This is a genomic window from Erythrobacter sp. S158 (genome assembly GCF_057364915.1).
Genome location: NZ_CP200279.1, coordinates 713812 through 734184, shown reverse-complemented (window position 1 = coordinate 734184; position 20373 = coordinate 713812). Strand labels below are relative to the sequence as shown.

Below are 20373 nucleotides of genomic sequence, written 5' to 3'. Positions count from 1 at the left end.
CCGGACGGCCCTCTTCAAGATAGCTGCACGGTAAGTGCTTAGCCGACGATCTCGTCGTCGTTGAAGAAGAACGCGATTTCGATCGCTGCGTTTTCTTCGCTGTCCGAACCGTGGACGCTGTTTTCGCCGATCGACAGCGCGTATTCCTTGCGGATCGTGCCTTCTTCAGCTTCAGCCGGGTTGGTTGCGCCCATGACGTCGCGGTTGCGCTTCACAGCGTCTTCGCCTTCGAGAACCTGCACGACAACCGGCTCGCTCATCATGAATTCGACGAGTTCACCGAAGAAGGGGCGTTCCTTGTGAACCGCGTAGAAGCCTTCGGCCTGCTCGCGGGTCATGTGGATGCGCTTCGAAGCGACGACGCGAAGGCCAGCGTCTTCGAGCTTCTTGGTGACGGCACCAGTCAGGTTGCGCTTGGTGGCGTCGGGCTTGATGATCGAAAAGGTGCGGGTGACCGCCATGGTATTCGTCCTTGTTTTGAAAAATCGCACGCCACGCGGCGCGCCAGAGAGGATTGCGCGCGCCCCTAGCGCCAGCGCAGGCGCAATTCAAGCTTTTGGTCGTTTGGCGCTTGACGAGTGCGAAATCAGCCGGGGTCTTCACCCACAGTGAGCTGGCCCAATGTCATGCCGTCGCCGTCTGGATAGGCGGTCACCGAAAAGGTGAGCCCGGTCGCCTCGTTCTCACCGCCGATCATCCGGCCACCATTCATGTTGGTTTCGATCTGGATCTTCACGCCCGCGTCTTCGGCTTGCGAGCGATAGAATTCGGCGATCTCATTAGGCGACTTGCTGGTGCGGAAGCTGAGCAGCGAGCCCTTGGTTCCGCCCTGGTCGAACACCGTATTGCTGACCACGTCTGCGCCCGAGATGAGCGAGAAACCGCTTGGCAGATCGACCGCCACCGTGGACCCGGTGCGCACGTTGACCTCGCCATCGGAAGTGGTGATGGTCATGGTCGATTCACCGCCATCATTGTCGATGACGTATTCGCCGGTGTCGCCTTCATCGGTCGTGAATGTGCCTTCGGTCTCGGACCCGCACGCCGTCAAGGCGAGCGCACTCACGGCAGGCAGGACGAGTGTCGAGATTCGCATGCTGATTCTCCCCATTGCGCCTCGCAGTTTCGGCTATCGGGGCACGGCTCGCAAGCCTTCAGGCGACCTTGGTCCACTTGCCGCCATCCTGACGGAAAAACGCGCGTTCAAGGCCATCGCTGCTCTCTAGGCTCTTCCACGTCCCGCGAGCCGCCTCAACGGTTTCGTCGTCAAACAGGAGAAAGGCGCGCTCGAACCCGGTCGGTTCCCGATATTCGCCATCGGCAAAGATCACATGGCTGGCCGCGTTCGCAGCCTCGCAGCTGTCGGACAGCAGGATTGGCTGCCTGTCCGCGCCAGCCGCGCTGGCCTCGCCATTGGCGAGAAAGCTCTCAGGCTCCGCCTTCCAGAGAGTGCGCGAGATCGCGTCGCGCTGCTGGGAATTCTTGCTGACGACCAACAGCCGCTCGCCGCTATCCAGCACGCGCTGCGCGATGAGGGCGACCACCTTGTCGACCGGATCGCGCGAGAGTTGCCAGAAATCGACTTTCATCAGGCCTTATTCTTATTCCGCTTGCAGCGCTCCGAACAATAGCGAACGTTGTCCCAGTCGCGCTCCCACTTCTTGCGCCACGTAAAGGGAAGCCCGCAAGTCTCGCAGATCTTTGACGGAAGATCGGATTTCTTCCGCATCTTCGCCATGGGGCAAATTACTCCACGTTGTCCGCGATGAACTGGTTGATAAGGCGCGCGCCGTAGCCGGTTGCGCCCTTGTCATGCGCGTGGCCGGGCTTGTCGGACCAGACCATGCCCGCGATGTCGCAGTGCGCCCACTTGGTATCTTTCTTGATGAAGCGCTTAAGGAACTGCGCCGCCGTGATCGAGCCTGCGCCGCGCCCGCCGATATTCTTCATGTCGGCGATCGGGGAATCGATGAGTTTGTCGTAAGCCGGGCCAAGCGGCATCTGCCAAAGCTTGTCGTTCACCGACTTGCCTGCGCTTACCAGCTGGCTGGCGAGATCGTCGTCATTGGCAAAAACGCCGCCATGCTCGTTGCCAAGCGCAATGATCATCGCGCCGGTCAAGGTTGCGAAGTCGACGATGTGTTCAGGCTCGTACTGTTCCTGTGCCCAGTGCAGCGCGTCGCACAGGACCAGGCGGCCTTCGGCATCGGTGTTGAGCACTTCGATCGTTTGACCACTCATCGAGGTAAGCACGTCGCCCGGGCGGATTGCGTTCCCATCGGGCATGTTCTCGACAAGGCCGACAACGCCAACGACGTTGGCCTTCGCCTTGCGCCCGACCAGCGCGAGCATGCCGCCCGCGACGGCACCTGCACCGCCCATGTCCCACTTCATGTCTTCCATACCGGGTCCGGGCTTCAAGGAGATACCGCCAGTATCGAAGGTCACGCCCTTGCCCACGAAAACGGTTGGCTTCTCGCCCTCTTTGCCGCCGTTCCAGCGGATCGCGAGCAGGCGCAATTCGCGCACTGAGCCCTGACCCACGCCAAGCAGCGCGCCCATGCCGAGCTCTTCCATCTGCGCCTCGTCCAGAACGGTCAGCTCAGCGCCGGTGTCCTTGAACATCTTCTGGCAAACTTCAACGAAGCTTTCCGGGTAAAGAAGGTTCGCAGGCTGGGTGACGAGCATGCGGGTGAAATCGACGCCCTTGGTGATCGCCAGTTCGCGGTCCCAAGCGGCGAGTGTGCCTTCGGGTGCATTGATGACGTGCACAGTCTCGAGCGAGACCTTCTTTTCCTTCGAAAGCTTGGTGCGATAATCGTCCATCGACCAGCTGCGCATGCACAGGCCTGCGAGGGCAGCGCCAGCTTCCTCGGCGTCCTCTACTGCACTCGCAAGGTCGAGCACCATGTCGGTTTCGCCCGAACGAAGATACTTCGCCGTCAGCGCAGCGCCTGCCCGTTCAAGATTGAGGCGGCGATTGTCTGCGCCCGCTTCACCAGCTCCCGAAATGGCCAGACGACGAAGCTCCCCGTCGATCTTGGCGAAGCCTTCGAACACCTGTCCAGGCTTGCCTCGGAAACGCGCGGTCGGCGCGCCTTCAGCGAGCACTTCATCGATGCCTTCGAGCCCGTCGCCCTCATTGACGATCTGCACATGAAGGCGAACATTGTCGGGTGCGCTGTCGGTGAAATTGATCTGCATGAGGGCTCCGATTGTGATTTGTCGCGAATGGCTCTGCCAAGTTGGCCGTTACTAGGGCGTTTGCGACACGTTTGATCCTGCTTTCAAAAGCAGTTCTGGAATGGCGATTGCGATTAGGCCGCAGCGGTGCAATAGGCAAGCCATGTCCGAGGGTTCGAGGGTCTGCGTAGGCATGAGGCCGTTTACAGTGTCGCGCAACATGACCAGCCCTCTGGCGCTGGCAGCTTCGGCTGCGTGTTTCTCGGCGCTGTTTGTCGCGGTGCCAGCACTGGCACAGGACGATGCGCCGCTGCCCGGCCAGGCGATTTCGCAGGCCGATCCCGATGCACCGCCTCCTCCGCCTACGTTCGAGGACGAAGATCCTCCCAGCATCGAGCCTGACCTTCCCGAGGAAGGCGACCAGATCGCCTTCGAGGCAGAGCAGGTCGAATACGATAACGAAGCCGATATCCTCACCGCTCGCGGCAATGTAATCCTGCGTTCCGACCGCGCATCGGTCCGCGCGAACGAGGTTACTTGGGATCGTGGCAGTGGGGAGATCGTGGCGCGCGGGAATGTTCGTTTCGTCGACGATTCGGGCAATCAGATCTTCACAGAGACAATCGAGCTCAACGATCAGTTCGAAGCGGGCGCGATGGACGACCTGCTTCTTGCCCTTCGCGCAGGCGGACGGCTAGCGGCAAGGTCGGCAACGCGGGCGCAGGATGGCACCGTGCTGCTTACGGACGCCGCCTACAGCGCCTGCGCTGTCAGCGATGAGGCAGGCTGCGACAAGGACCCGTCCTGGCGCATCACCGCAGAGCGCGTCACTTACGACCCGGAGGAGGCACGCGTCAGTTTCGATGGCGCCATGCTGGAGCTGTTCGGCGCGCGCATCCTGCCGCTGCCCGGGCTTGCCATCCGCACCGATGGCCGCGCAGAAAGCGGGTTTCTGGTCCCCAACGTCCGCTTCGATCAGGTCAACGGACTTGAGCTCTCGGGCGAGTATTACTGGCGGCTGGCCGACAACAAGGACCTGACGCTGGGTGCGCGGGTCTATTCCGACGTGGCGCCGATGGCGACGGGCCAGTTCCGGCACCTCACCGAAAAGGGCGCATACCAGATCACCGGCTATGCGACGTCGAGCCGCCGCGTGTCGAACTTCGGAGCGACCCCGACAACGCAAAGCGATCCGCGCGGGCACCTGTTTGCCAATGGCCGCTTTCAGTTTTCGCCCGAATGGAGCATCACCGGCTCGGTCCGTGTGGCAAGCGACCGCACTTTCCTTCGCCGCTATGACATCAGCCGCGACGACCGGTTGCGCTCGACCATCAATCTCGAGCGGATCGATGATCGGTCCTATTTAAGCGTGGCCGGCTGGGCGACGCAGACCTTGCGCATCAATGCCGAGCAAGGTCAGGTTCCGCTCGCTGTCCCGGCGATCGATTATCGCTACAATATCGAGGACCCGCTGCTTGGCGGTAACCTGCAATTGCAGGCCAATTCCCTCAGCCTCATCCGCAACGAGGGACAAGATACGCAGCGCGCCTTTGCAGGTGCTCGCTGGGATTTGCGCCAACTGACCGGGCTTGGGCAGGTCGTCACCTTCACCGGCCTCGTTCGCGGCGATGTCTACAACACGAATGACACGCTCTCGACGCTCACCGCGGCCTATCGCGGGAACGAGGGCTGGACCACGCGCGGCGTTGCCACGGCGGCGGTCGATATCGAATGGCCTTTCGTGGGCGAGGCTTTCGGCGGCACGCAGGTCCTGAAACCCCGGTTGCAACTCGTCGCAGCCCCATCGATCCGCAACCTCGCGGTCCCCAACGAAGACGCGCGCGCGATCGATCTTGAGGATTCCAACCTCTTCGCGCTCAACCGCTTCTCAGGATATGACCGGGTCGAGGAAGGCTCGCGCGTCACGTGGGGCGTCGATTGGGAACTGACCAAGCCGGGGTGGCGGGTCAAAACCAATATCGGCCAGTCCTTCCGCCTTACCGAAACGCAGCAGGCGATCTTCCCCGACGGTACGGGCCTGTCTGAGCGCGTTTCCGACTTCGTGGGCCGGACGGAGGTTCGCTACCGCAACTTCCTCGCCTTCACCCACCGGTTCCGCATCGACAAGGACAATCTCGCGGTCCGCCGCAACGAGATCGACGCGACCATCGGATCGCAGCGCAATTATGTCGAAGTTGGCTACCTTCGCCTCAACCGCGACATTCAGACCGTCGAGGATTTGCGCGACCGCGAGGAAATCCGGGCTGCCGGGCGCTTCACCATCGGTCGGCACTGGTCGGTGTTCGGCTCGGGCGTTTTCAACCTAACCGGCGCGGATGAAGACCCGATCTTCTCGCCTGACGGTTTCGAGCCGATCCGCACGCGCCTTGGCATCGCCTACCGAGACGACTGCATCGAGTTCGGCGCGACCTGGCGGCGTGACTTCATCACGGCGGGCGACGCGGAGCGCGGCAACTCGTTCCAGTTATTCTTCGCGTTGCGCAATCTTGGCTTCAACTAAGCCGCCGAAAGCCCCCTCCCCGATTACTCACACCGCGCGAATTGGCAGCGCGCAAAAAACGGGTTAAAGGGCGCCACGACTAACCTCACTCAGCTAGCGTTAAGCCGGGAGCGTGCAACGGTTTGGCCAAGCTGACGCTGCATTACCTGCGGCAACAGACTTGAAGGTCGCGAGCGAAACGGGACGCATGACGACCGCACGCATGAGAACAATTCGGGATTACGGGACGTGACGTTGAAGGTATTTGCTTCCATTCGAAATTCAGTAGCTGCGCTTGCTCTTGCCGGGCTGGTGACAGCACCCGCCGCTGCGCAGACGACCGCTGTTCCTACGGCTGACAACCCGCTTGGGATTCCTGAAAACTTCACTGTCTACGGCAGCGAGAACCCGAACGAGCGTGCGCCTACCGCAGTCGTCAACGGTTTCGTCATCACGGGCACCGACATTGATCAGCGCGTGGCTCTCGTCACCAACGCTTCCGAAGTCGAAGTGTCCGATGCAGAGCGCCAGCGTCTGCGCGTTCAGGTGCTTCGCAACCTGATCGACGAAACGCTCAAGATTCAGGCCGCCCGCGCACAGGAAATCGGTGTCGAACGCGCTGAGGTCGAACAGACCTATCAGCAGCTCGCCGCGCAGAACTTCGGACAGAACCCGGAGCGCATGGACGAATACCTCGCCTCGATCGGTTCCTCGCCTGCCGCGCTCAAGCGCCAGATCGAAGGCGAAATCGCGTGGGAGAACCTGATCCGTCGCAACATTTCGCCCTTCGTCAACGTCTCCGCTGAAGAAGTCACGGGCGTTCTCGAGCGACTTGAAGAAGCGCGCGGCACCGAGGAATACCGCCTTGGCGAAATCTACATGAACGCGACCGAGGAAAACCGCGAGGCGGTGATCCAGAACATGCAGCGCATCATGGAACAACTCGAAGCGGGCGGCAGTTTCGTCGCCTATGCTCGCCAGTTCTCCGAAGCATCAACCGCAGTTCAGGGCGGCGACACCGGCTTCCTACGCCTTGCGACCCTGCCCGGCCCGATGGCCGACGCAGCCCGTCAGATGCAGCCGGGCCAGCTTGTCGGCCCGATCGCCATCCCGGGCGGCTACACGATCATTTACATGATCGACCGTCGCCAGGTCCTGACCGCGGACCCGCGCGATTCGGTGCTGAGTCTGAAGCAAATTTCGATTGCATTCGATCAGGGCACGAGCGAGGCCGAAGCAAATGCGAAGATCGAAGAATTCGGCCTTTTCATTCAATCGCTGCGCAGTTGTAACGAAGCGGAAACCGCTCGTTCGGTGCTCGGCGCGACCGTTGTTACCAATGACCAGATCCAAGCACGGCAGCTTCCCGAGCAGCTTCAGAACATCCTTCTGAACATGCAGGTCGGTCAGACCACTCCGCCCTTTGGTAGCGCTGAAGAAGGTGTGCGTGTGCTGATGCTGTGCGGCCGTGATGAGCCTGAAGATTCCGGTACTCCGACCTTCCAGACGGTCATGACCAACATCGAGAGTGAGCGCATCAACAAGCGCGCTCAGCGTTACCTGCGCGACCTGCGCAACGACGCTTACATCGAGTACAACTAAGCCGGCGGCGGGGGCACGAGGTTTGGATCAGGCTCCACTGGCGATCTCGCTGGGTGATCCGGCAGGCATCGGTCCCGAGATCATCCTTGCCAGTTACCAGCGTCTAAGAGGTGCCGGGCGTCCTTTCTTCGTCGTGGGCGGCGCGGATGTCCTGCGTGGTGCCATCAGCAAGGCCGGGCTCGATTTCGCGGTGGTCGCGATCGAGGAGCCCGGCGAGGCTGCCGATGCCTTCGCCAAGGGCCTTCCAGTGATTGCAGGCGCGGATGCGCGCTACACGCCCGGTGCGCCCGATGATGACGGTGCCGCCCTCGCACTGCACTCCCTTGCCGAAGCGACGCGCTGCGTGCTTTTGGGGCAGGCCGCCGCGCTGGTGACCGCGCCTGTCAGCAAATCACAGCTTGGCAGGGTAGGTTTCGAATACCCCGGCCAGACCGAATTTCTAGCCGAGGTCTGCGGCCTTGCGCCCGAAGACGCCGTCATGATGCTCGCCGGACCTTCGCTTCGCACGGTCCCCCTGACGGTCCACTGCGCACTCGCCTCTGTGCCTGGGCTGCTCTCGCAGGAGCTCATCACGCACAAAGCGCGGATCGTGGCCGAGGGGTTGCGGCGCGATTTTGGCATCGAAAACCCGCGTATCGCAGTCGCCGGTCTTAACCCCCACTCGGGCGAAAACGGCCAGTTCGGTGACGAGGAAAGCCGCATCATCGCTCCTGCGCTCACCGCGTTGCAATCGGACGGCCTCGATGTGACCGGCCCTGTTCCGGGCGATGCGCTCTTCACCCCCGTCATGCGCCGCCACTACGATGTGGCGCTGTGCATGTATCACGACCAGGCCTTGATCCCGCTGAAGGCGCTCGAGTTCGACCAGGGCGTCAACGTGACGCTTGGTCTGCCGATCATCCGCACCTCGCCCGATCATGGCACCGCCTTCGACATCGCAGGGACCGGCAAGGCCAATCCCGACGCGATGATCGCCGCGATCCTGATGGCAAGCGACTGCGCGAACGCTCGCTCAGCGAAACAGACCACCGGTGCCTGACCTCCCTCCAATTCGGGAGACAATCGCGAAGCATGGCCTCTCCGCGTCCAAGGCGCTGGGTCAGAATTTCCTACTCGACGAGCAATTGCTTGACCGCATTGCAGCGCTTCCGGGCGATCTCTCCGAGGCGCGCGTGCTTGAAGTTGGACCGGGTCCCGGCGGCCTTACTCGCGCCCTGCTGCGCGCCGGTGCCCGCGTCACGGCGATCGAGATGGACCGCCGATGCCTGCCCGCACTCGACGAATTGAGCGAGGCCTTTCCCGGTCAGCTCACCGTGATCGAAGGCGATGCGATGAAGCTCGATCACGGCGCGATCATGGACGGCGAGCCGTTCCACGTCCTGTCAAACCTGCCCTACAATGTGGGAACAGCCCTGTTCGTGAAGTGGCTGTCGGGCCAAGACTGGCCGCCGCAATGGCTCTCTCTCACGCTCATGTTCCAACGCGAAGTGGCCGAGCGGATCGTCGCGCAGTCGGGTGGCAGCGCCTATGGTCGCCTCGCGGTCCTCGCGCAGTGGCGCGCGAAGGCGAAGCTGGCAATGAAAGTGCACCGCAGCGCTTTCACCCCGCCGCCCAAGGTGATGAGCGCCATCGTTCACGTGACGCCGACCGATGCCCCAGCAGATGTCTCCGCAAAAACGCTCGAACGCCTCACCGAAGCCGCCTTCGGACAGCGCCGCAAGATGCTGCGTCAGAGCCTGAAGAGCGTGCCGGGCGCGCTCGACGCTTTGCAAAGTGTCGGGATCGAGGAAACGCGCCGCGCCGAAACGGTGAGCGTTGCCGAATTCGTGGCGCTCGCCCGGGCCGTCGGTTCGCCCTGACAGGCGTGCTCCAAACCCTGCCGGTTTGGTTAAATCTCTGGTTAAAATGAGGTAATCACGCTCGAATACCCCTTGGTGGGGAATGATGGCGCAATCCTTCAACTTCGGTGTCGTGCGAGGTCGCCCAGATAGCTCCTCGCCTTGCAGGAGAAGCCCATGAATAGCCTCGCCAACAATCAGCAAGCCGTCGAAATCGAACGCCGCCGAACAAGCCGAACGCTGGTCGATGTTCCCATCGGACTGCGAACGGTCAGCGGCGTGCGCGAATGCAGGATCACCAACATCTCCGATGCGGGCGCGAAACTCGAGCTTGAAAATCCGCCGCCGGAGGGCGTGACGGGATGGCTCGTAATGGGCGAGGACGAGGTCTACTGCACCATCGCCTGGTCGAGCGAGGGCACCTGCGGCGTTGAATTCGAGTTCGTCCTTCGCCCGGGCATGATGGCGAGGATCGCGGGCGAGCGACGCAAGGACGTTGGCCCGGCAGCGGACCGCGGCAACATCCAGATGGGACGCAAACGCTCGGCGCTGGTGTCGCGCTAAACGTCTTCGCGGCGACCGAATCCTACCCCATTTGCGCTAACCCGATTGTCCAAATCTCGTGGCGACGCTTGGATACGTTCGAGTTGTTCTAGAAGTAGTTGGCGTCGGAAGGTCCGCTTGAATACGAGTTCGGTGTCGATGGTGGCCGCCTCGGCCCAAAGCTCGCTGCAAAAGCTCAAGCTTCAAGCTGAACTCGGGTCCGAGGATGCGAAAGCGCAGAAAAATAACACTGTCCTCTAGGCGTCAGCTTGCCTTCTTCACCTGTCGCCACTGGTGCAGCAGCGGTTCGGTGTATCCGCTCGGCTGCTCGACGCCCTTGAAGATCAGATCCTTCGCTGCGCTGAAAGCGGGCTTGTCCTCGTTGCCGATCAGCGGCTCGTAGAAGGGGTCGCCCGCATTCTGTTCGTCTACCTTGGCGGCCATGCGGGTGAGCGAATCCATCACCTGATCCTCGGTCACGACGCCGTGGAGCAGCCAGTTGGCGATGTGCTGGGAGGAAATGCGCAAGGTGGCGCGGTCTTCCATCAGGCCGACATCGTTGATGTCCGGTACTTTCGAACACCCAACACCTGCATCGACCCAGCGCACCACGTAGCCAAGGAGGCCCTGGCAATTGTTGTCGAGTTCATCGCGAAGCTCGTCCTGCGACCAGTTTGCGCCCTCGGCGAGCGGAATCGTCAGCAGCGTGTCGAGGCTCGGAATTTCGCCCAGCCCCTTCTGGATCACGAACACGTTTTCCTGGTGGTAATGCAGCGCGTGGAGCGTCGCTGCAGTGGGTGACGGCACCCATGCGGTGTTCGCGCCTGCGCGCAAGTGGCCGATCTTCTGTTGCATCATGTCGGCCATCATGTCGGGCGCGGCCCACATGCCCTTGCCGATCTGCGCTTTGCCGGAAAGGCCGTGCTTCAGACCAATTGCGACGTTGCGCGCCTCGTAAGCGGCGAGCCAGTCAGAACCCTTCATGGCGCCCTTGCGCATCATCGGCCCGGCGTGCATCGACGTGTGGATTTCGTCGCCCGTGCGGTCGAGGAAGCCGGTATTGATGAAGACAATCCGGTCGCGCACGGCGTGGATGCAGGCGCCAAGGTTCGCGCTGGTGCGGCGCTCTTCGTCCATGACGCCGACCTTGATCGTGTGGCGAGGCAGGCCGAGCAGGTCCTCCACCGCATCGAACAAGTCGTTGGTGAAGGCGCATTCTTCGGGCCCGTGCATCTTAGGTTTCACGATATAGATGCTGCCGTGCTTCGAATTGCCGTATTTGGCGTGGCCTTCGACATCAAGCGCGCTGATCGCGCCGGTGAAGACGGCGTCCATGATGCCCTCGGGGATTTCGCTGCCATCGGGCAGGCGGATCGCCGGGTTAGTCATCAGGTGCCCGACATTGCGCACGAACATCAGGCTGCGACCTGGAAGACTGTGCTCGTTTCCAGCATTGTCCTTGTAGGTCTTGTCGCGGGCGAGCTTGCGGGTCAGCGTCCTGCCGCCCTTTTCGAAGCTTTCTTCAAGGTCGCCGCGAATGATGCCGAGCCAGTTGGTGTAGGCGGTGAGCTTGTCCTCGCCATCGACCGCCGCGACCGAGTCCTCGCAATCGGCAATCGTGGTGAGTGCCGCTTCGACATTGATGTCAGCGATGCCCGCTTTGTCGGTTTTTCCGACAGGGTGATCGCGGTCGAACACAACCTCAATATGGAGGCCATTGTTCTTGAAGAGCAGGCCCTTGTCAGTATGCCCGACCCACTGGCTTTCGTCCTTGAGCTTTCCGTCGTGCTCGTCTGCAAGGTCCGCCCAGCGCTGGTCAACCAGCGGAAGCGCCTGATCCAGAAATTCGCGTCCGCGCGCGATCACGGCGGCTCCGCGTTCCTCGTCATAGCCGCCCGGTCGCGCTGGCGGTGCATCGAGCGCATCGGTGCCATAAAAGGCGTCGTAGAGGCTGCCCCAGCGCGCGTTTGCGGCGTTCAGCAGGAAGCGCGCGTTGAGGATCGGCACCACCAACTGCGGGCCTGCCATGGTCGCGATCTCGGCATCGACATTCTGCGTGCCGATCGTGAAGTCGCCCGGTTCGGGTACGAGATAGCCGATCTTTTCGAGGAAGGCGCGATACTCGCCCGCTTCATGCGGTTTGCCAGCGCGCTCGGTGTGCCACGCATCGATCTTCGCCTGCAGTCCTTCGCGCTTTTCGAGCAGAGCCTTGTTGCGCGGAGCGAAGTCGGCGAGCAGCTGAGCAAAGCCTTCCCAGAATGCACTCGGATCGCGGCCGAGCGCGGGAAACACTTCCCGCTCAAGCAGATCGGCAAGCCGCTGGTCGACCTCAAGGCCGGCGCGCGTGGTTGTATCGCTCATAAATGTCCTCGTGACTTGAAGAGAGGTTAGCCAAGTCCGGGGGAGGAGAACGCGGCTGCATATGACGCGGGGACGAGCGTTTTGCAACGCCTTGGACTTAGAGATTTCCGCCGCTAGAGGTGGTTTCCAATGAAACCTCAAAATTCCGATCAAATCGACGCCCGAATTGACGCAGGGGCAATGCTGGATCAGGTCCGGTCGTGGTGCGAAATCAACACCGGAACCGCAAATGTGGATGGCCTTGCAAAACAGGCCGAAGTGCTGGCTGAAGCCTTCTCTGCGTTGCCGGGAGAGGTCGAACTGGTCGATCCTGCGCCGGTTACCGCGATTGCGGCAGATGGCAGCGAGTTTGAAAAGGCGCACGGACAGCACCTCGTGCTGCGCGTGCGTCCGACCGCGAACCGCCGCATCCTTCTGACCGGTCACATGGACACCGTGTTCCCTGCCGATCATCACTTCCAGAAGCTCACCTGGCTCGAAGACGGAGTGCTGAACGGCCCCGGCGTTGCCGACATGAAGGGCGGGATCGCGGTGATGCTGCACGCTCTGATGGCGTTCGAAGAGACTGCCTCGGCAGGTTCGCTCGGATATGACGTGTTGCTCAATTCGGACGAGGAAACCGGTTCGCTGGCCAGCGCGGACCTCATCGCCGAAATGGCGCGCGGAAAGCTGGCTGCGCTAACCTATGAGCCCGCCGCTCTGCCAGACGGCACACTTGCCCATGCGCGCGGCGGGACGGGGAATTACTCGATAACCTTCACCGGCAAGAGCGCGCATGCAGGCCGCAATCCGCATGAGGGGCGCAATGCCATCGTCGCGGCTGCGGACCTGATCCTGAAGCTCAAGGGGCTTGAGCGCGAGGACATCACGATCAATCCGGCCAAACTCGAGGGCGGCGGCCCGAACAACGTCGTGCCCGATCATGCGGTGCTGCGCTTCAACATTCGGCCCAAGAGCACCGAGGCCATGGAAGGCTTCGACAAGGATTTGAATGGCTTGCTCAATGTTATTGAGCGAGACTATGAGATCTCAACGCATCGTCACGGCGGCGTCACCCGCCCGCCAAAGCCGGTCGATGAAAAAGCGCAAAAGCTGTTCGATCTCGTTCGCGAATGCGGGGCGGAGCTTGGCCATGACATAAAGTGGCAATCAACCGGCGGCGTTTGCGATGGAAACAACATCGCTGCCTGCGGCGTGCCAGTGGTCGACACAATGGGCGTGCGCGGTGGCTCGATCCACTCTGCCGACGAATTTCTGATAACCGACAGTCTGGCCGAACGCGCCGCGCTCTCAGCGCGCGTGATCGAACGACTTTCCCAGGGGGCCCTGAATTGACCTATCGCTTGCGCGCTGCGCGTACATCGGATCTCGAACATCTTTACGAGATGGCAAAGCTGACCGGCGGAGGATTCACCAACCTGCCACCAGACCGCCCTGCCCTCACCGCCAAGCTTGAGCGCGCCGCCGAGGCCTTTGCCAACACCGAGAACGAACTGGCCGACGAACAGTTCGTGCTGGTCCTAGAGAACCTCTCGACCCGCAAGGTGGTGGGGACGTGCCAGCTGATGACCAAGGTCGGGCAGCAATGGCCGTTCTACTCCTATCGGCTCAACACGCTGACCCAGTACAGCGCCGAACTTGACCGCACGGTCCGCGCTGAACTCCTCAGCCTGGTTACCGACCTTGAGGGATCGAGCGAGGTTGGCGGTCTCTTCCTCCACCCCAACGAACGAGCCGGGGGCCTTGGCCTGCTTCTCGCACGCAGCCGCTATCTCTTCGTCGCGATGCACCGCAAGCGCTTCGCCGATCGCATCCTGGCAGAGCTTCGCGGGATCATCGACGAACGCGGCGGCTCGCCTTTCTGGGACGGCGTTGCGGGGCGCTTTTTCGGCATGAGCTTTCAGGAAGCCGACTATTTCAACGCGATCAACGGCAACCAGTTCATCGCCGACCTGATGCCCAAGCACCCGGTCTATGTCTCGATGCTTTCCGAGGACGCGCGCAGCGTTATCGGTGTCCCTCACCCGACCGGGCGCGCCGCGATGCGTATGCTCGAAAACGAGAACTTCCACTATGACGGCTATGTCGACATCTTCGACGGCGGGCCGAGCATGGTCGCGCGCACCGACGATGTGACCAGCGTCAAGAACTCGGTCGAAGCCAAGCTGGTCAGTTGCGACCTTGGCGAAGGCGAGCGCGCGATCCTTGCAACCGGACGGCTTGAGACGTTCCGCGCCTGTTACGGCGCGCGCCAGCTCGACGGTGAAGGCGGCGTGGCCATCGATGCGGCGGCTGCCGATGCGCTCGACGTGAGCGAAGGCGACACGGTGTGGAGCGTGGCGCGATGAGCCCCAAAGAACTCAATCTGCGCGAAATCAATTTCGACGGGATCGTCGGTCCTTCGCACAATTATGCAGGCCTCAGCCTCGGCAACATCGCGAGTGCGAGCCACAAGGGCGATCCGTCCTATCCGCGTGCCGCTGCGCTTCAGGGTGTAGGGAAAATGCGCGGCAATTTGGCGCGGCTTGGTGTTCAGGGTTTCCTGCTGCCGTTGCCCCGCCCCAATGCGCTGCTTGAAAATGTGCTCGCCTATGACGGGACCGAAGCGCCGCAATTGCGCGCCGCGCCGTGGTCCGCGTCGAGCATGTGGACGGCAAACGCCGCAACCGTATCGCCTGCACCTGATACGAAGGACGGCAAGTGCCACCTGACCGTCGCCAACCTCATCACGATACTCCACCGCGCGCAGGAATGGCCGGACACGCTGCGCCAGCTCGATATCGCCTTTGGCGACCCCGATCATTTCGTCGTCCACGGCCCCGTTCCGCCCACATTCGGCGATGAAGGCGCAGCCAATCACGGACGCTTTTGCGAGGGACATGGCAGCGAAGGCGTCGAATTGTTCGTCTATGGGAAGCCCGGCGGCCGCTTCCCCGCACGGCAGCACGAGCAGGCCAGCCGCCTTGTCGCGCGCAGCCACGGTCTCGATCCCGCAAAATGCGTCTTCGTCGAGCAGAACCCGGCGGCAATTGAAGCGGGCGCGTTTCACAACGACGTCGTCTCGGTCGTCAACGAGCGTGTTCTCTTCACGCACGAGGAAGCATTTGCTGATCAGCAGGCCGCCTATGCCGCGATCCGCGCAGCGTTCCCCGCTCTCGAGGTGGTCGAAGTGCCATCCAGCGCCGTCAGCCTCAAAGAAGCGATCCGGACATACCTTTTCAATGCACAGCTTCTGACGCTACCCGATGGTGGGATGGTGCTGATCGTGCCCGAGGAATGCCGCGAGAGCGCCAGCGTCTGGTCCTATTGCGAGCAGATGATGGCCTCAAACGGCCCGATCCGTGAGGTGATCCCAGTCGATGTGCGCCAGTCGATGGCCAATGGTGGCGGTCCCGCCTGTCTGCGGCTTCGCGTGGTGTGCGATCCGGCGGCGGTCGATCCGCGTTTCATGCTGGACGAGGCCAAGGCGGACCTGCTCGAACAAGTCATCTCCGAGACGTGGCCTGAGCAGATTGACCCGGCCGATCTGGGGAGCGACGCGTTAACCTCGCAGGTGGTCGCCGCTCGCGAAGCACTGCTCACCGCGCTCGACCTCGGTGAGCTCAAGTAATCAACGTTAACGCGTTTGCGCGGCCGCGTCGGATGCGCTTACACTTCTGATCACGTTAACCAATGACATGCGCCCGGTTTGGAACTTGGCACACGGTTTGCTGGTTATCGGATTAACGATTGGAGATGTGATGCTGCGCAAAATCGGAAGGCTGTTCGTGATCAAGAATCGCTTCGAAGCGTTCGTGATCATCTACGCCTTGGCGCTTGGCGCAACCGCGCGCGGTTCGGCGTACCTCGATCAATATCCAAGCTACTGGGGCGAGGCGCTATTTCTCGCTGCCTGCACCGCGGTCCTGCTGGCGGGCGCGGCCATTCTGGATTCGCTCAAGGCGAAGAAAGAGCTGGAAGAACTGAAGGCGCAGATTGAGGCGCAGAACGCTTCTGCTCCGCCCTCACCGCCCACGCGATAGCGCACAATCACTCAGCCGAATCGAAAACCGGCTCGCCATCATCGTCATATCGCGGCAGCAGCACGACATCGTCGGGGTTGTCGACCACCAGCGTTACCTGTTTGCGCCGAAAATCGCGTCGCGCGCCGATGAAGACCGCTTCGAGCTCGGGCTGGCCGCGTACAACGACGCGGCGATTGCGGAAATAGGTGCGCAGCGTCGTGAGCGAAGGTTCGACGAGTTCCTTCTCGCGCGTGCCTTCCACAACGATGCCTTCGCCCTCTTCGCGCCGGATTTCACCCTGCACCAGCGGGGTGGCGACGTTGAGGATGTCGGAAAAGGTCTGCTGATCCAGCTGGACGATAATGAGGTTGGGATTGGTCCCCCCGCGCCGCGCGCTGGGAAGACCGCCGACGCCGTTGCGGCTCGACGTGTTGATGCCGGCCGACCCCAGGATCGCGAGCTCTTCCAGCGGCGAGTATTGCAGGTCCATGCTGAGCAGCTCGTACTTCTCGCCATTCAGCCGAACAGCGGCGACATCCATGATGAGCGCCATGTCCGCCTCCTCACCCGAACCGCGCTTGCGGGCGGCAAGCTGGAACTGGCGCGGCTGCATGCACTCAGCCGAACACACATCGCGTAGGCGCGAGAGATATTCCTGATAGGTTTCAGCGATGGCTGGGGAAGGCGCTGCAAGCGCTGTCAAAGCGGCAATACCGAGAGCCGGCAGCCCGATTTTGGCAAACACATTCTTCACGGCAGCGACCCTTCCAAAAATGTGAGTGGGGGTTTCTGTTGCTAGCTACCCCCGGAGCCCCGGAATCCGCTTCTGTTGCCCGGTGGGTCCAACCGCGCTTTAGCTTTGTAAATTCAGACCGTTAAGCCTTAAAATTACGCTGCAACTGCGAGTGCTTCGTTATCGTTGGCACTTATGAGAATGAGCCTATTACGGGTTACTCAGCCCGAGCAAAAACTACGCTTTTCAGCCCACGTCGATCCTAGTTCGGCCCCGTCAAAAATCCCGTGAAAACCGGGGTTTATGGTGGAGCCGCCGGGTACTGCCCCCGGGTCCGTTGTGCCTATTGCACGCAGCAATTTATCGCCATAGTCCGCCGAAGCGAACTCCGTTGATATAGGCGTCGCGCGGGCAAAAGAAAAGGGGCAGACCACCTAAGGCCTGCCCCTTTTCGTTAACGTTTCGAACGCCCTTGCGGCGTTGCAGTGTGCGTTAGCCGATGGTGTCGACTTCGTCCGCCGCTTCGTCGATGGCGTCTGCCTTGTCTTCCATCATGTCTTCGCCGGCTTCGGTCGGCATGTCTTCAGCCATGTCGTCAACCGCGTCAGCCTGGTCTTCCATCATGTCCGACTGTTCTTCGTTCGGAGCTTCGGCGCAGGCGCCAAGAGCAAAAGTGGCCGCAGCGGCTGCAAAAATGAGAGTACGCATCGTCAATTCCTTCAAAAACAAATCGCCAGGACCGCGCTTTTTCCAGCGCGTTCAAGGGGATCAATCCTCAAAGGACGCCGATGGTTCCATAATTTCGGCGAAAATGTGGCCTATTTTTTCAGGCTGTCGCGAATTTCGGTGAGCAGCTCGATCTCGGTCGGGCCTGCGGGCTCTTCTGGAGCCGCTTCCTCTTCCTTTTTCTCCATCTGCTCCATCACTCTCAATGTGTAGCGAACCAGCAGGAAGATGATGAAAGCGAGGATCACGAAGTTGATCACCGCCGTGATGAACGCGCCGTATCCGATCATCGCCGCGCCTGCTTCTTTGAGCGCTGCATAATCGTCCATCGCGCCTTCATAGCCCGCTGGTACATCGAGCAAGATGAAGTAGCGTGAGAAATCAGCGCCGCCGAAGATCGCGCCGACAACCGGCATTATGACCTCGTCAGTAAGCGACTTGACGATCGTGGCAAATGCGCCGCCGATAATGACAGCAACCGCCAACTGCATGACGTTGCCCTTGGCGATGAATTCCTTGAAGTCTGACAGCATCCCTGATCCCCTCAAAAGTGCGGTTCGCAAATCGGTTGTTGCAAGATGTATCGACTTTGCCAAGCGCACGGCCCAAGCTGTACCCGGCTTGAAAGCGGGCCGAGGTGCGCTATATCACTAACACAGGACATGTCGCGCCAACTCATCCCCATCCCCGGCGCGAACCTAGGAGGGACACAGATGAAATTTGCACACTTTGGGCGCGCCTTCGTGGTGGCCGCCGTTTCGTTGACGCTGGCCGCTTGCGGGATCAACTCGGTCCCCGCTGCCGAGGAAGAGGCAAAGGCCAAGTGGGCCGATGTCGAAGCCCAGTTCCAGCGCCGCGCCAACCTCATCCCCAACCTTGCAGAGATCGTTCAGGGTGCAGCCGAGAATGAGCGCGCAATCCTGACCGAAGTGACCGAAGCGCGCGCCCGCGCCACCAGCGTCAACATCTCCGCCGACAACCTTGGCGATGCCGAGGCGATGCAGGAATATGCCGCTGCGCAGGGCCAGATCAGCCAGGGCATCGGACGTCTGCTCGCAAGTTTCGAAGCCTATCCGAACATCCAGTCGAACCAGAACTATCTCGCTTTCCAGAGCCAGTTCGAGGGCACCGAGAACCGGATCGCGGTTGCCATTCGCGACTACAACGAGGCGGTTCGTCAGTATAACACCACGATCCGCACCTTCCCCGACACGATCGGCGCGAACATCATCCACGGCGCAGAGCCGCTTGAGCCCTACACTTCGGTAACCGAAGGCGCAGAGGTTGCACCGCAACTCGACATGACGTCGAATTGATCGGGGGTAGCCCGGTGGGCTTTCTACGCCAGATCCTGTTGATCATCGCGGGTGTGGGGGCGCTGATTGCGTCCCCCGCCCTCGCTCAGCCTGAGTTTCCCGCGCTGACGGGCCGCGTGGTCGACAATGCCGACCTGCTCTCGCCTGCGCAGGAAGCGGACCTCACCGCCAAGCTCGAAGCGCTGGAGACGCAGTCGCAGCGCCAGCTGGTGGTCGCGACGGTTCCTGACCTTCAGGGCTATGACATTTCCGATTACGGCTATCAGCTGGGCCGCGAATGGGGCCTTGGCGATGCGGAGCGCAATGACGGCGCATTGCTGCTGGTCGCGCCTAATGAACGCAAGGTCCGGATCGAGGTCGGCTACGGCCTTGAAGGCTACCTTACAGACGCGCTTTCGGCGCTGATCATCCAGAACCAGATCCTCCCGCGTTTCCGCGACGGCGACATGCCAGGCGGGATTGTTGCGGGCACCGACGCCATCGTTGCACAGTTGCAGTTACCACCCGACGAGGCCGCACGCATCGCCCAAGAGGCGGGAGAGGCCCGCAAGAGCGATGGCGGCTTCCCGATCGGCGCGCTGATCTGGATGGGCTTCCTCTTTTTCTTCTTTATCCTCCCCATTATCCGCGGCTCGCGCAGGCGGCGCAAATATCGCTCGAAGGGCAAAGGCCCCTGGGGCAAGCGCCGCGACGATGACGACGACGACAGCGGCTTTGGCGATGCAGTCGGCAATATCATCCTGTGGGAGATCGGCAGCGCGATTGCACGCGGCGCCATGTCCGGCGGCGGCGGTGGAGGCGGCGGCTGGAGCGGCGGCGGAGGCTTCTCCGGCGGTGGCGGCTCTTTCGGAGGCGGCGGCGCCTCGGGAGGCTGGTGAACCATGGCCTATTTGAACGACGCAGAACGCAAGCAAATCTCCGACGCGGTAGGGGCCGCAGAGCTCACCACGGCGGGCGAAATCGTCACCGTGCTCGCCGACCGCAGCGACGGGTACAGCGACGTCGCGCTTTGGTGGGCAGTGGGCGCAAGCTTTACCGCGATGAGCCTGTTTGCCGCCCTCCCCACCCCGTTCCTCGACCTTTACGACGCGCTGATCGGCGGGTGGAGCCATGAGTGGACGACGGGCGAACTCGCCAGTATGACCATCGCGCTCGGCCTGATCACCTTCATCGCGGTGCTCGCTATCCAGCAGTGGCAGGCGCTCAAATTCTGGTTGATCCCCAACCCGGTCAAGACCGCGCGTTGTCATGCGCAGGCGATCAAGCACTTCAAGGTCGGCGCAGAACGCCGCACGCATGGCCGCACGGGCGTGCTCATCTACCTGTCAATGAGCGAACACCGCGCCGAGATTGTCGCCGACGATTCCATCGCGGAACTGGTCAATGCAGAGGTCTGGGGCGAGGCGATGGGCGACATGCTGAGCCACATCAAGCGCGGCCACATCGCCGATGGCATGGCCGCTGGCGTGCGCGACGTGGGCTTTGTTCTCTCGCAACACTTTCCGCGCGGGGAAGACGATGAAAACGAGCTTCCCGACAGGCTGATCGAAGTCTAAGCCTTCTCGGC

At 61.7% G+C, this 20373-nt stretch carries 21 protein-coding genes and 1 other RNA gene; 12 read left to right on the top strand and 10 right to left on the bottom strand.

Annotated features, from left to right (window positions below):
• Positions 1 to 38 precede the first annotated feature (38 nt).
• The 5 genes from ndk to AC0V6T_RS03575 all read right to left on the bottom strand — a co-directional run bounded on the left by ndk (position 39) and on the right by AC0V6T_RS03575 (position 3204).
• Positions 39 to 461, bottom strand: coding sequence for a nucleoside-diphosphate kinase (gene ndk / locus AC0V6T_RS03595; RefSeq protein WP_486124395.1), 423 nt, complete (start codon positions 459 to 461; stop codon positions 39 to 41).
• Positions 462 to 586: 125 nt separating this feature from the next.
• Entirely contained in the window at positions 587 to 1096 is a 510-nt protein-coding gene (locus tag AC0V6T_RS03590; RefSeq protein WP_486124393.1) for a hypothetical protein, read from the bottom strand.
• Between the two features lie 58 nt (positions 1097 to 1154).
• Complete coding sequence (locus AC0V6T_RS03585) at positions 1155 to 1589, bottom strand: DNA polymerase III subunit chi (RefSeq protein WP_486124391.1); 435 nt, start codon at positions 1587 to 1589, stop codon at positions 1155 to 1157.
• Positions 1589 to 1738: a DUF2256 domain-containing protein gene (locus tag AC0V6T_RS03580; protein ID WP_486124389.1), complete on the bottom strand. Its 150-nt coding sequence runs from the start codon at positions 1736 to 1738 to the stop codon at positions 1589 to 1591. Before AC0V6T_RS03580 ends, AC0V6T_RS03585 begins: the two co-directional genes overlap by 1 nt.
• Positions 1739 to 1746: 8 nt before the next feature.
• Positions 1747 to 3204: a leucyl aminopeptidase gene (locus AC0V6T_RS03575; RefSeq protein ID WP_486124387.1), complete on the bottom strand. Its 1458-nt coding sequence runs from the start codon at positions 3202 to 3204 to the stop codon at positions 1747 to 1749.
• Positions 3205 to 3376: 172 nt separating this feature from the next.
• On the opposite strand from AC0V6T_RS03575, the gene AC0V6T_RS03570 reads away from it, so the two are divergent.
• From AC0V6T_RS03570 to AC0V6T_RS03550, 5 genes are all read left to right on the top strand, one after another.
• Positions 3377 to 5704: an LPS-assembly protein LptD gene (locus AC0V6T_RS03570; RefSeq protein ID WP_486124385.1), complete on the top strand. Its 2328-nt coding sequence runs from the start codon at positions 3377 to 3379 to the stop codon at positions 5702 to 5704.
• 234 nt (positions 5705 to 5938) lie between these two features.
• On the top strand, positions 5939 to 7285 hold the full coding sequence (locus AC0V6T_RS03565) for a peptidylprolyl isomerase (RefSeq protein WP_486124383.1): 1347 nt from the start codon (positions 5939 to 5941) through the stop codon (positions 7283 to 7285).
• A gap of 22 nt (positions 7286 to 7307) precedes the next feature.
• Positions 7308 to 8324 (top strand): 4-hydroxythreonine-4-phosphate dehydrogenase PdxA, encoded by a 1017-nt coding sequence (gene pdxA, locus AC0V6T_RS03560; protein WP_486124381.1) that lies wholly within the window; start codon positions 7308 to 7310, stop codon positions 8322 to 8324.
• Entirely contained in the window at positions 8317 to 9144 is an 828-nt protein-coding gene (rsmA, locus tag AC0V6T_RS03555) for a 16S rRNA (adenine(1518)-N(6)/adenine(1519)-N(6))-dimethyltransferase RsmA (RefSeq protein WP_486124379.1), read from the top strand. Before pdxA ends, rsmA begins: the two co-directional genes overlap by 8 nt.
• Positions 9145 to 9300: 156 nt before the next feature.
• Positions 9301 to 9687 carry a PilZ domain-containing protein gene (locus tag AC0V6T_RS03550; protein ID WP_486124377.1) on the top strand — a complete coding sequence of 129 codons (387 nt, stop codon included), beginning with the start codon at positions 9301 to 9303 and terminating at the stop codon, positions 9685 to 9687.
• 243 nt (positions 9688 to 9930) lie between these two features.
• On the opposite strand, the gene AC0V6T_RS03545 is transcribed toward AC0V6T_RS03550, so the two are convergent.
• Positions 9931 to 12027: a malate synthase G gene (locus AC0V6T_RS03545; protein WP_486124375.1), complete on the bottom strand. Its 2097-nt coding sequence runs from the start codon at positions 12025 to 12027 to the stop codon at positions 9931 to 9933.
• 129 nt (positions 12028 to 12156) lie between these two features.
• Between AC0V6T_RS03545 and AC0V6T_RS03540 the strand changes: the two genes are divergently transcribed.
• From AC0V6T_RS03540 to AC0V6T_RS03525, 4 genes are all read left to right on the top strand, one after another.
• Positions 12157 to 13362, top strand: coding sequence for a hydrolase (locus tag AC0V6T_RS03540; RefSeq protein WP_486124373.1), 1206 nt, complete (start codon positions 12157 to 12159; stop codon positions 13360 to 13362).
• Positions 13359 to 14375, top strand: coding sequence for an arginine N-succinyltransferase (locus tag AC0V6T_RS03535; protein WP_486124371.1), 1017 nt, complete (start codon positions 13359 to 13361; stop codon positions 14373 to 14375). The genes AC0V6T_RS03540 and AC0V6T_RS03535 overlap by 4 nt, the downstream gene beginning before the upstream one ends.
• On the top strand, positions 14372 to 15637 hold the full coding sequence (locus tag AC0V6T_RS03530; RefSeq protein ID WP_486124369.1) for an N-succinylarginine dihydrolase: 1266 nt from the start codon (positions 14372 to 14374) through the stop codon (positions 15635 to 15637). Before AC0V6T_RS03535 ends, AC0V6T_RS03530 begins: the two co-directional genes overlap by 4 nt.
• A gap of 130 nt (positions 15638 to 15767) precedes the next feature.
• The gene (locus tag AC0V6T_RS03525; protein WP_111993001.1) at positions 15768 to 16049 is read left to right on the top strand and encodes a hypothetical protein; all 282 of its coding nucleotides are present in this window, start codon (positions 15768 to 15770) and stop codon (positions 16047 to 16049) included.
• 7 nt (positions 16050 to 16056) lie between these two features.
• Here the strand turns inward: AC0V6T_RS03525 and AC0V6T_RS03520 are convergent, their stop codons facing one another.
• The 4 genes from AC0V6T_RS03520 to mscL all read right to left on the bottom strand — a co-directional run bounded on the left by AC0V6T_RS03520 (position 16057) and on the right by mscL (position 18023).
• Complete coding sequence (locus AC0V6T_RS03520; protein ID WP_486124367.1) at positions 16057 to 16785, bottom strand: hypothetical protein; 729 nt, start codon at positions 16783 to 16785, stop codon at positions 16057 to 16059.
• Positions 16786 to 16846: 61 nt separating this feature from the next.
• Positions 16847 to 17190: a transfer-messenger RNA gene (ssrA, locus tag AC0V6T_RS03515) on the bottom strand.
• Between the two features lie 66 nt (positions 17191 to 17256).
• Complete coding sequence (locus AC0V6T_RS03510; RefSeq protein ID WP_156777223.1) at positions 17257 to 17472, bottom strand: hypothetical protein; 216 nt, start codon at positions 17470 to 17472, stop codon at positions 17257 to 17259.
• A 110-nt stretch (positions 17473 to 17582) separates the two neighbouring features.
• On the bottom strand, positions 17583 to 18023 hold the full coding sequence (gene mscL, locus AC0V6T_RS03505; protein WP_007164798.1) for a large conductance mechanosensitive channel protein MscL: 441 nt from the start codon (positions 18021 to 18023) through the stop codon (positions 17583 to 17585).
• A 180-nt stretch (positions 18024 to 18203) separates the two neighbouring features.
• Between mscL and AC0V6T_RS03500 the strand changes: the two genes are divergently transcribed.
• The 3 genes from AC0V6T_RS03500 to AC0V6T_RS03490 are packed head-to-tail and all read left to right on the top strand — an operon-like array spanning position 18204 to position 20362.
• Positions 18204 to 18806 carry a LemA family protein gene (locus tag AC0V6T_RS03500; protein ID WP_007164799.1) on the top strand — a complete coding sequence of 201 codons (603 nt, stop codon included), beginning with the start codon at positions 18204 to 18206 and terminating at the stop codon, positions 18804 to 18806.
• Positions 18807 to 18820: 14 nt separating this feature from the next.
• On the top strand, positions 18821 to 19684 hold the full coding sequence (locus tag AC0V6T_RS03495) for a TPM domain-containing protein (protein ID WP_486124364.1): 864 nt from the start codon (positions 18821 to 18823) through the stop codon (positions 19682 to 19684).
• Positions 19685 to 19687: 3 nt separating this feature from the next.
• Positions 19688 to 20362 carry a TPM domain-containing protein gene (locus AC0V6T_RS03490; protein ID WP_486124362.1) on the top strand — a complete coding sequence of 225 codons (675 nt, stop codon included), beginning with the start codon at positions 19688 to 19690 and terminating at the stop codon, positions 20360 to 20362.
• The last annotated feature ends 11 nt before the right edge of the window (positions 20363 to 20373 follow it).

Excerpts from the sequence above, each read along its gene's own strand:
- ndk (WP_486124395.1), bottom strand. The coding sequence starts at position 461 with ATGGCGGTCACCCGCACCTTTTCGATCATCAAGCCCGACGCCACCAAG.
- AC0V6T_RS03590 (WP_486124393.1), bottom strand. The coding sequence starts at position 1,096 with ATGCGAATCTCGACACTCGTCCTGCCTGCCGTGAGTGCGCTCGCCTTG.
- AC0V6T_RS03585 (WP_486124391.1), bottom strand. The coding sequence starts at position 1,589 with ATGAAAGTCGATTTCTGGCAACTCTCGCGCGATCCGGTCGACAAGGTG.
- AC0V6T_RS03580 (WP_486124389.1), bottom strand. The coding sequence starts at position 1,738 with ATGGCGAAGATGCGGAAGAAATCCGATCTTCCGTCAAAGATCTGCGAG.
- AC0V6T_RS03575 (WP_486124387.1), bottom strand. The coding sequence starts at position 3,204 with ATGCAGATCAATTTCACCGACAGCGCACCCGACAATGTTCGCCTTCAT.
- AC0V6T_RS03570 (WP_486124385.1), top strand. The coding sequence starts at position 3,377 with ATGAGGCCGTTTACAGTGTCGCGCAACATGACCAGCCCTCTGGCGCTG.
- AC0V6T_RS03550 (WP_486124377.1), top strand. The coding sequence starts at position 9,301 with ATGAATAGCCTCGCCAACAATCAGCAAGCCGTCGAAATCGAACGCCGC.
- AC0V6T_RS03545 (WP_486124375.1), bottom strand. The coding sequence starts at position 12,027 with ATGAGCGATACAACCACGCGCGCCGGCCTTGAGGTCGACCAGCGGCTT.
- AC0V6T_RS03540 (WP_486124373.1), top strand. The coding sequence starts at position 12,157 with ATGAAACCTCAAAATTCCGATCAAATCGACGCCCGAATTGACGCAGGG.
- AC0V6T_RS03530 (WP_486124369.1), top strand. The coding sequence starts at position 14,372 with ATGAGCCCCAAAGAACTCAATCTGCGCGAAATCAATTTCGACGGGATC.
- AC0V6T_RS03525 (WP_111993001.1), top strand. The coding sequence starts at position 15,768 with ATGCTGCGCAAAATCGGAAGGCTGTTCGTGATCAAGAATCGCTTCGAA.
- AC0V6T_RS03510 (WP_156777223.1), bottom strand. The coding sequence starts at position 17,472 with ATGCGTACTCTCATTTTTGCAGCCGCTGCGGCCACTTTTGCTCTTGGC.
- mscL (WP_007164798.1), bottom strand. The coding sequence starts at position 18,023 with ATGCTGTCAGACTTCAAGGAATTCATCGCCAAGGGCAACGTCATGCAG.
- AC0V6T_RS03500 (WP_007164799.1), top strand. The coding sequence starts at position 18,204 with ATGAAATTTGCACACTTTGGGCGCGCCTTCGTGGTGGCCGCCGTTTCG.
- AC0V6T_RS03490 (WP_486124362.1), top strand. The coding sequence starts at position 19,688 with ATGGCCTATTTGAACGACGCAGAACGCAAGCAAATCTCCGACGCGGTA.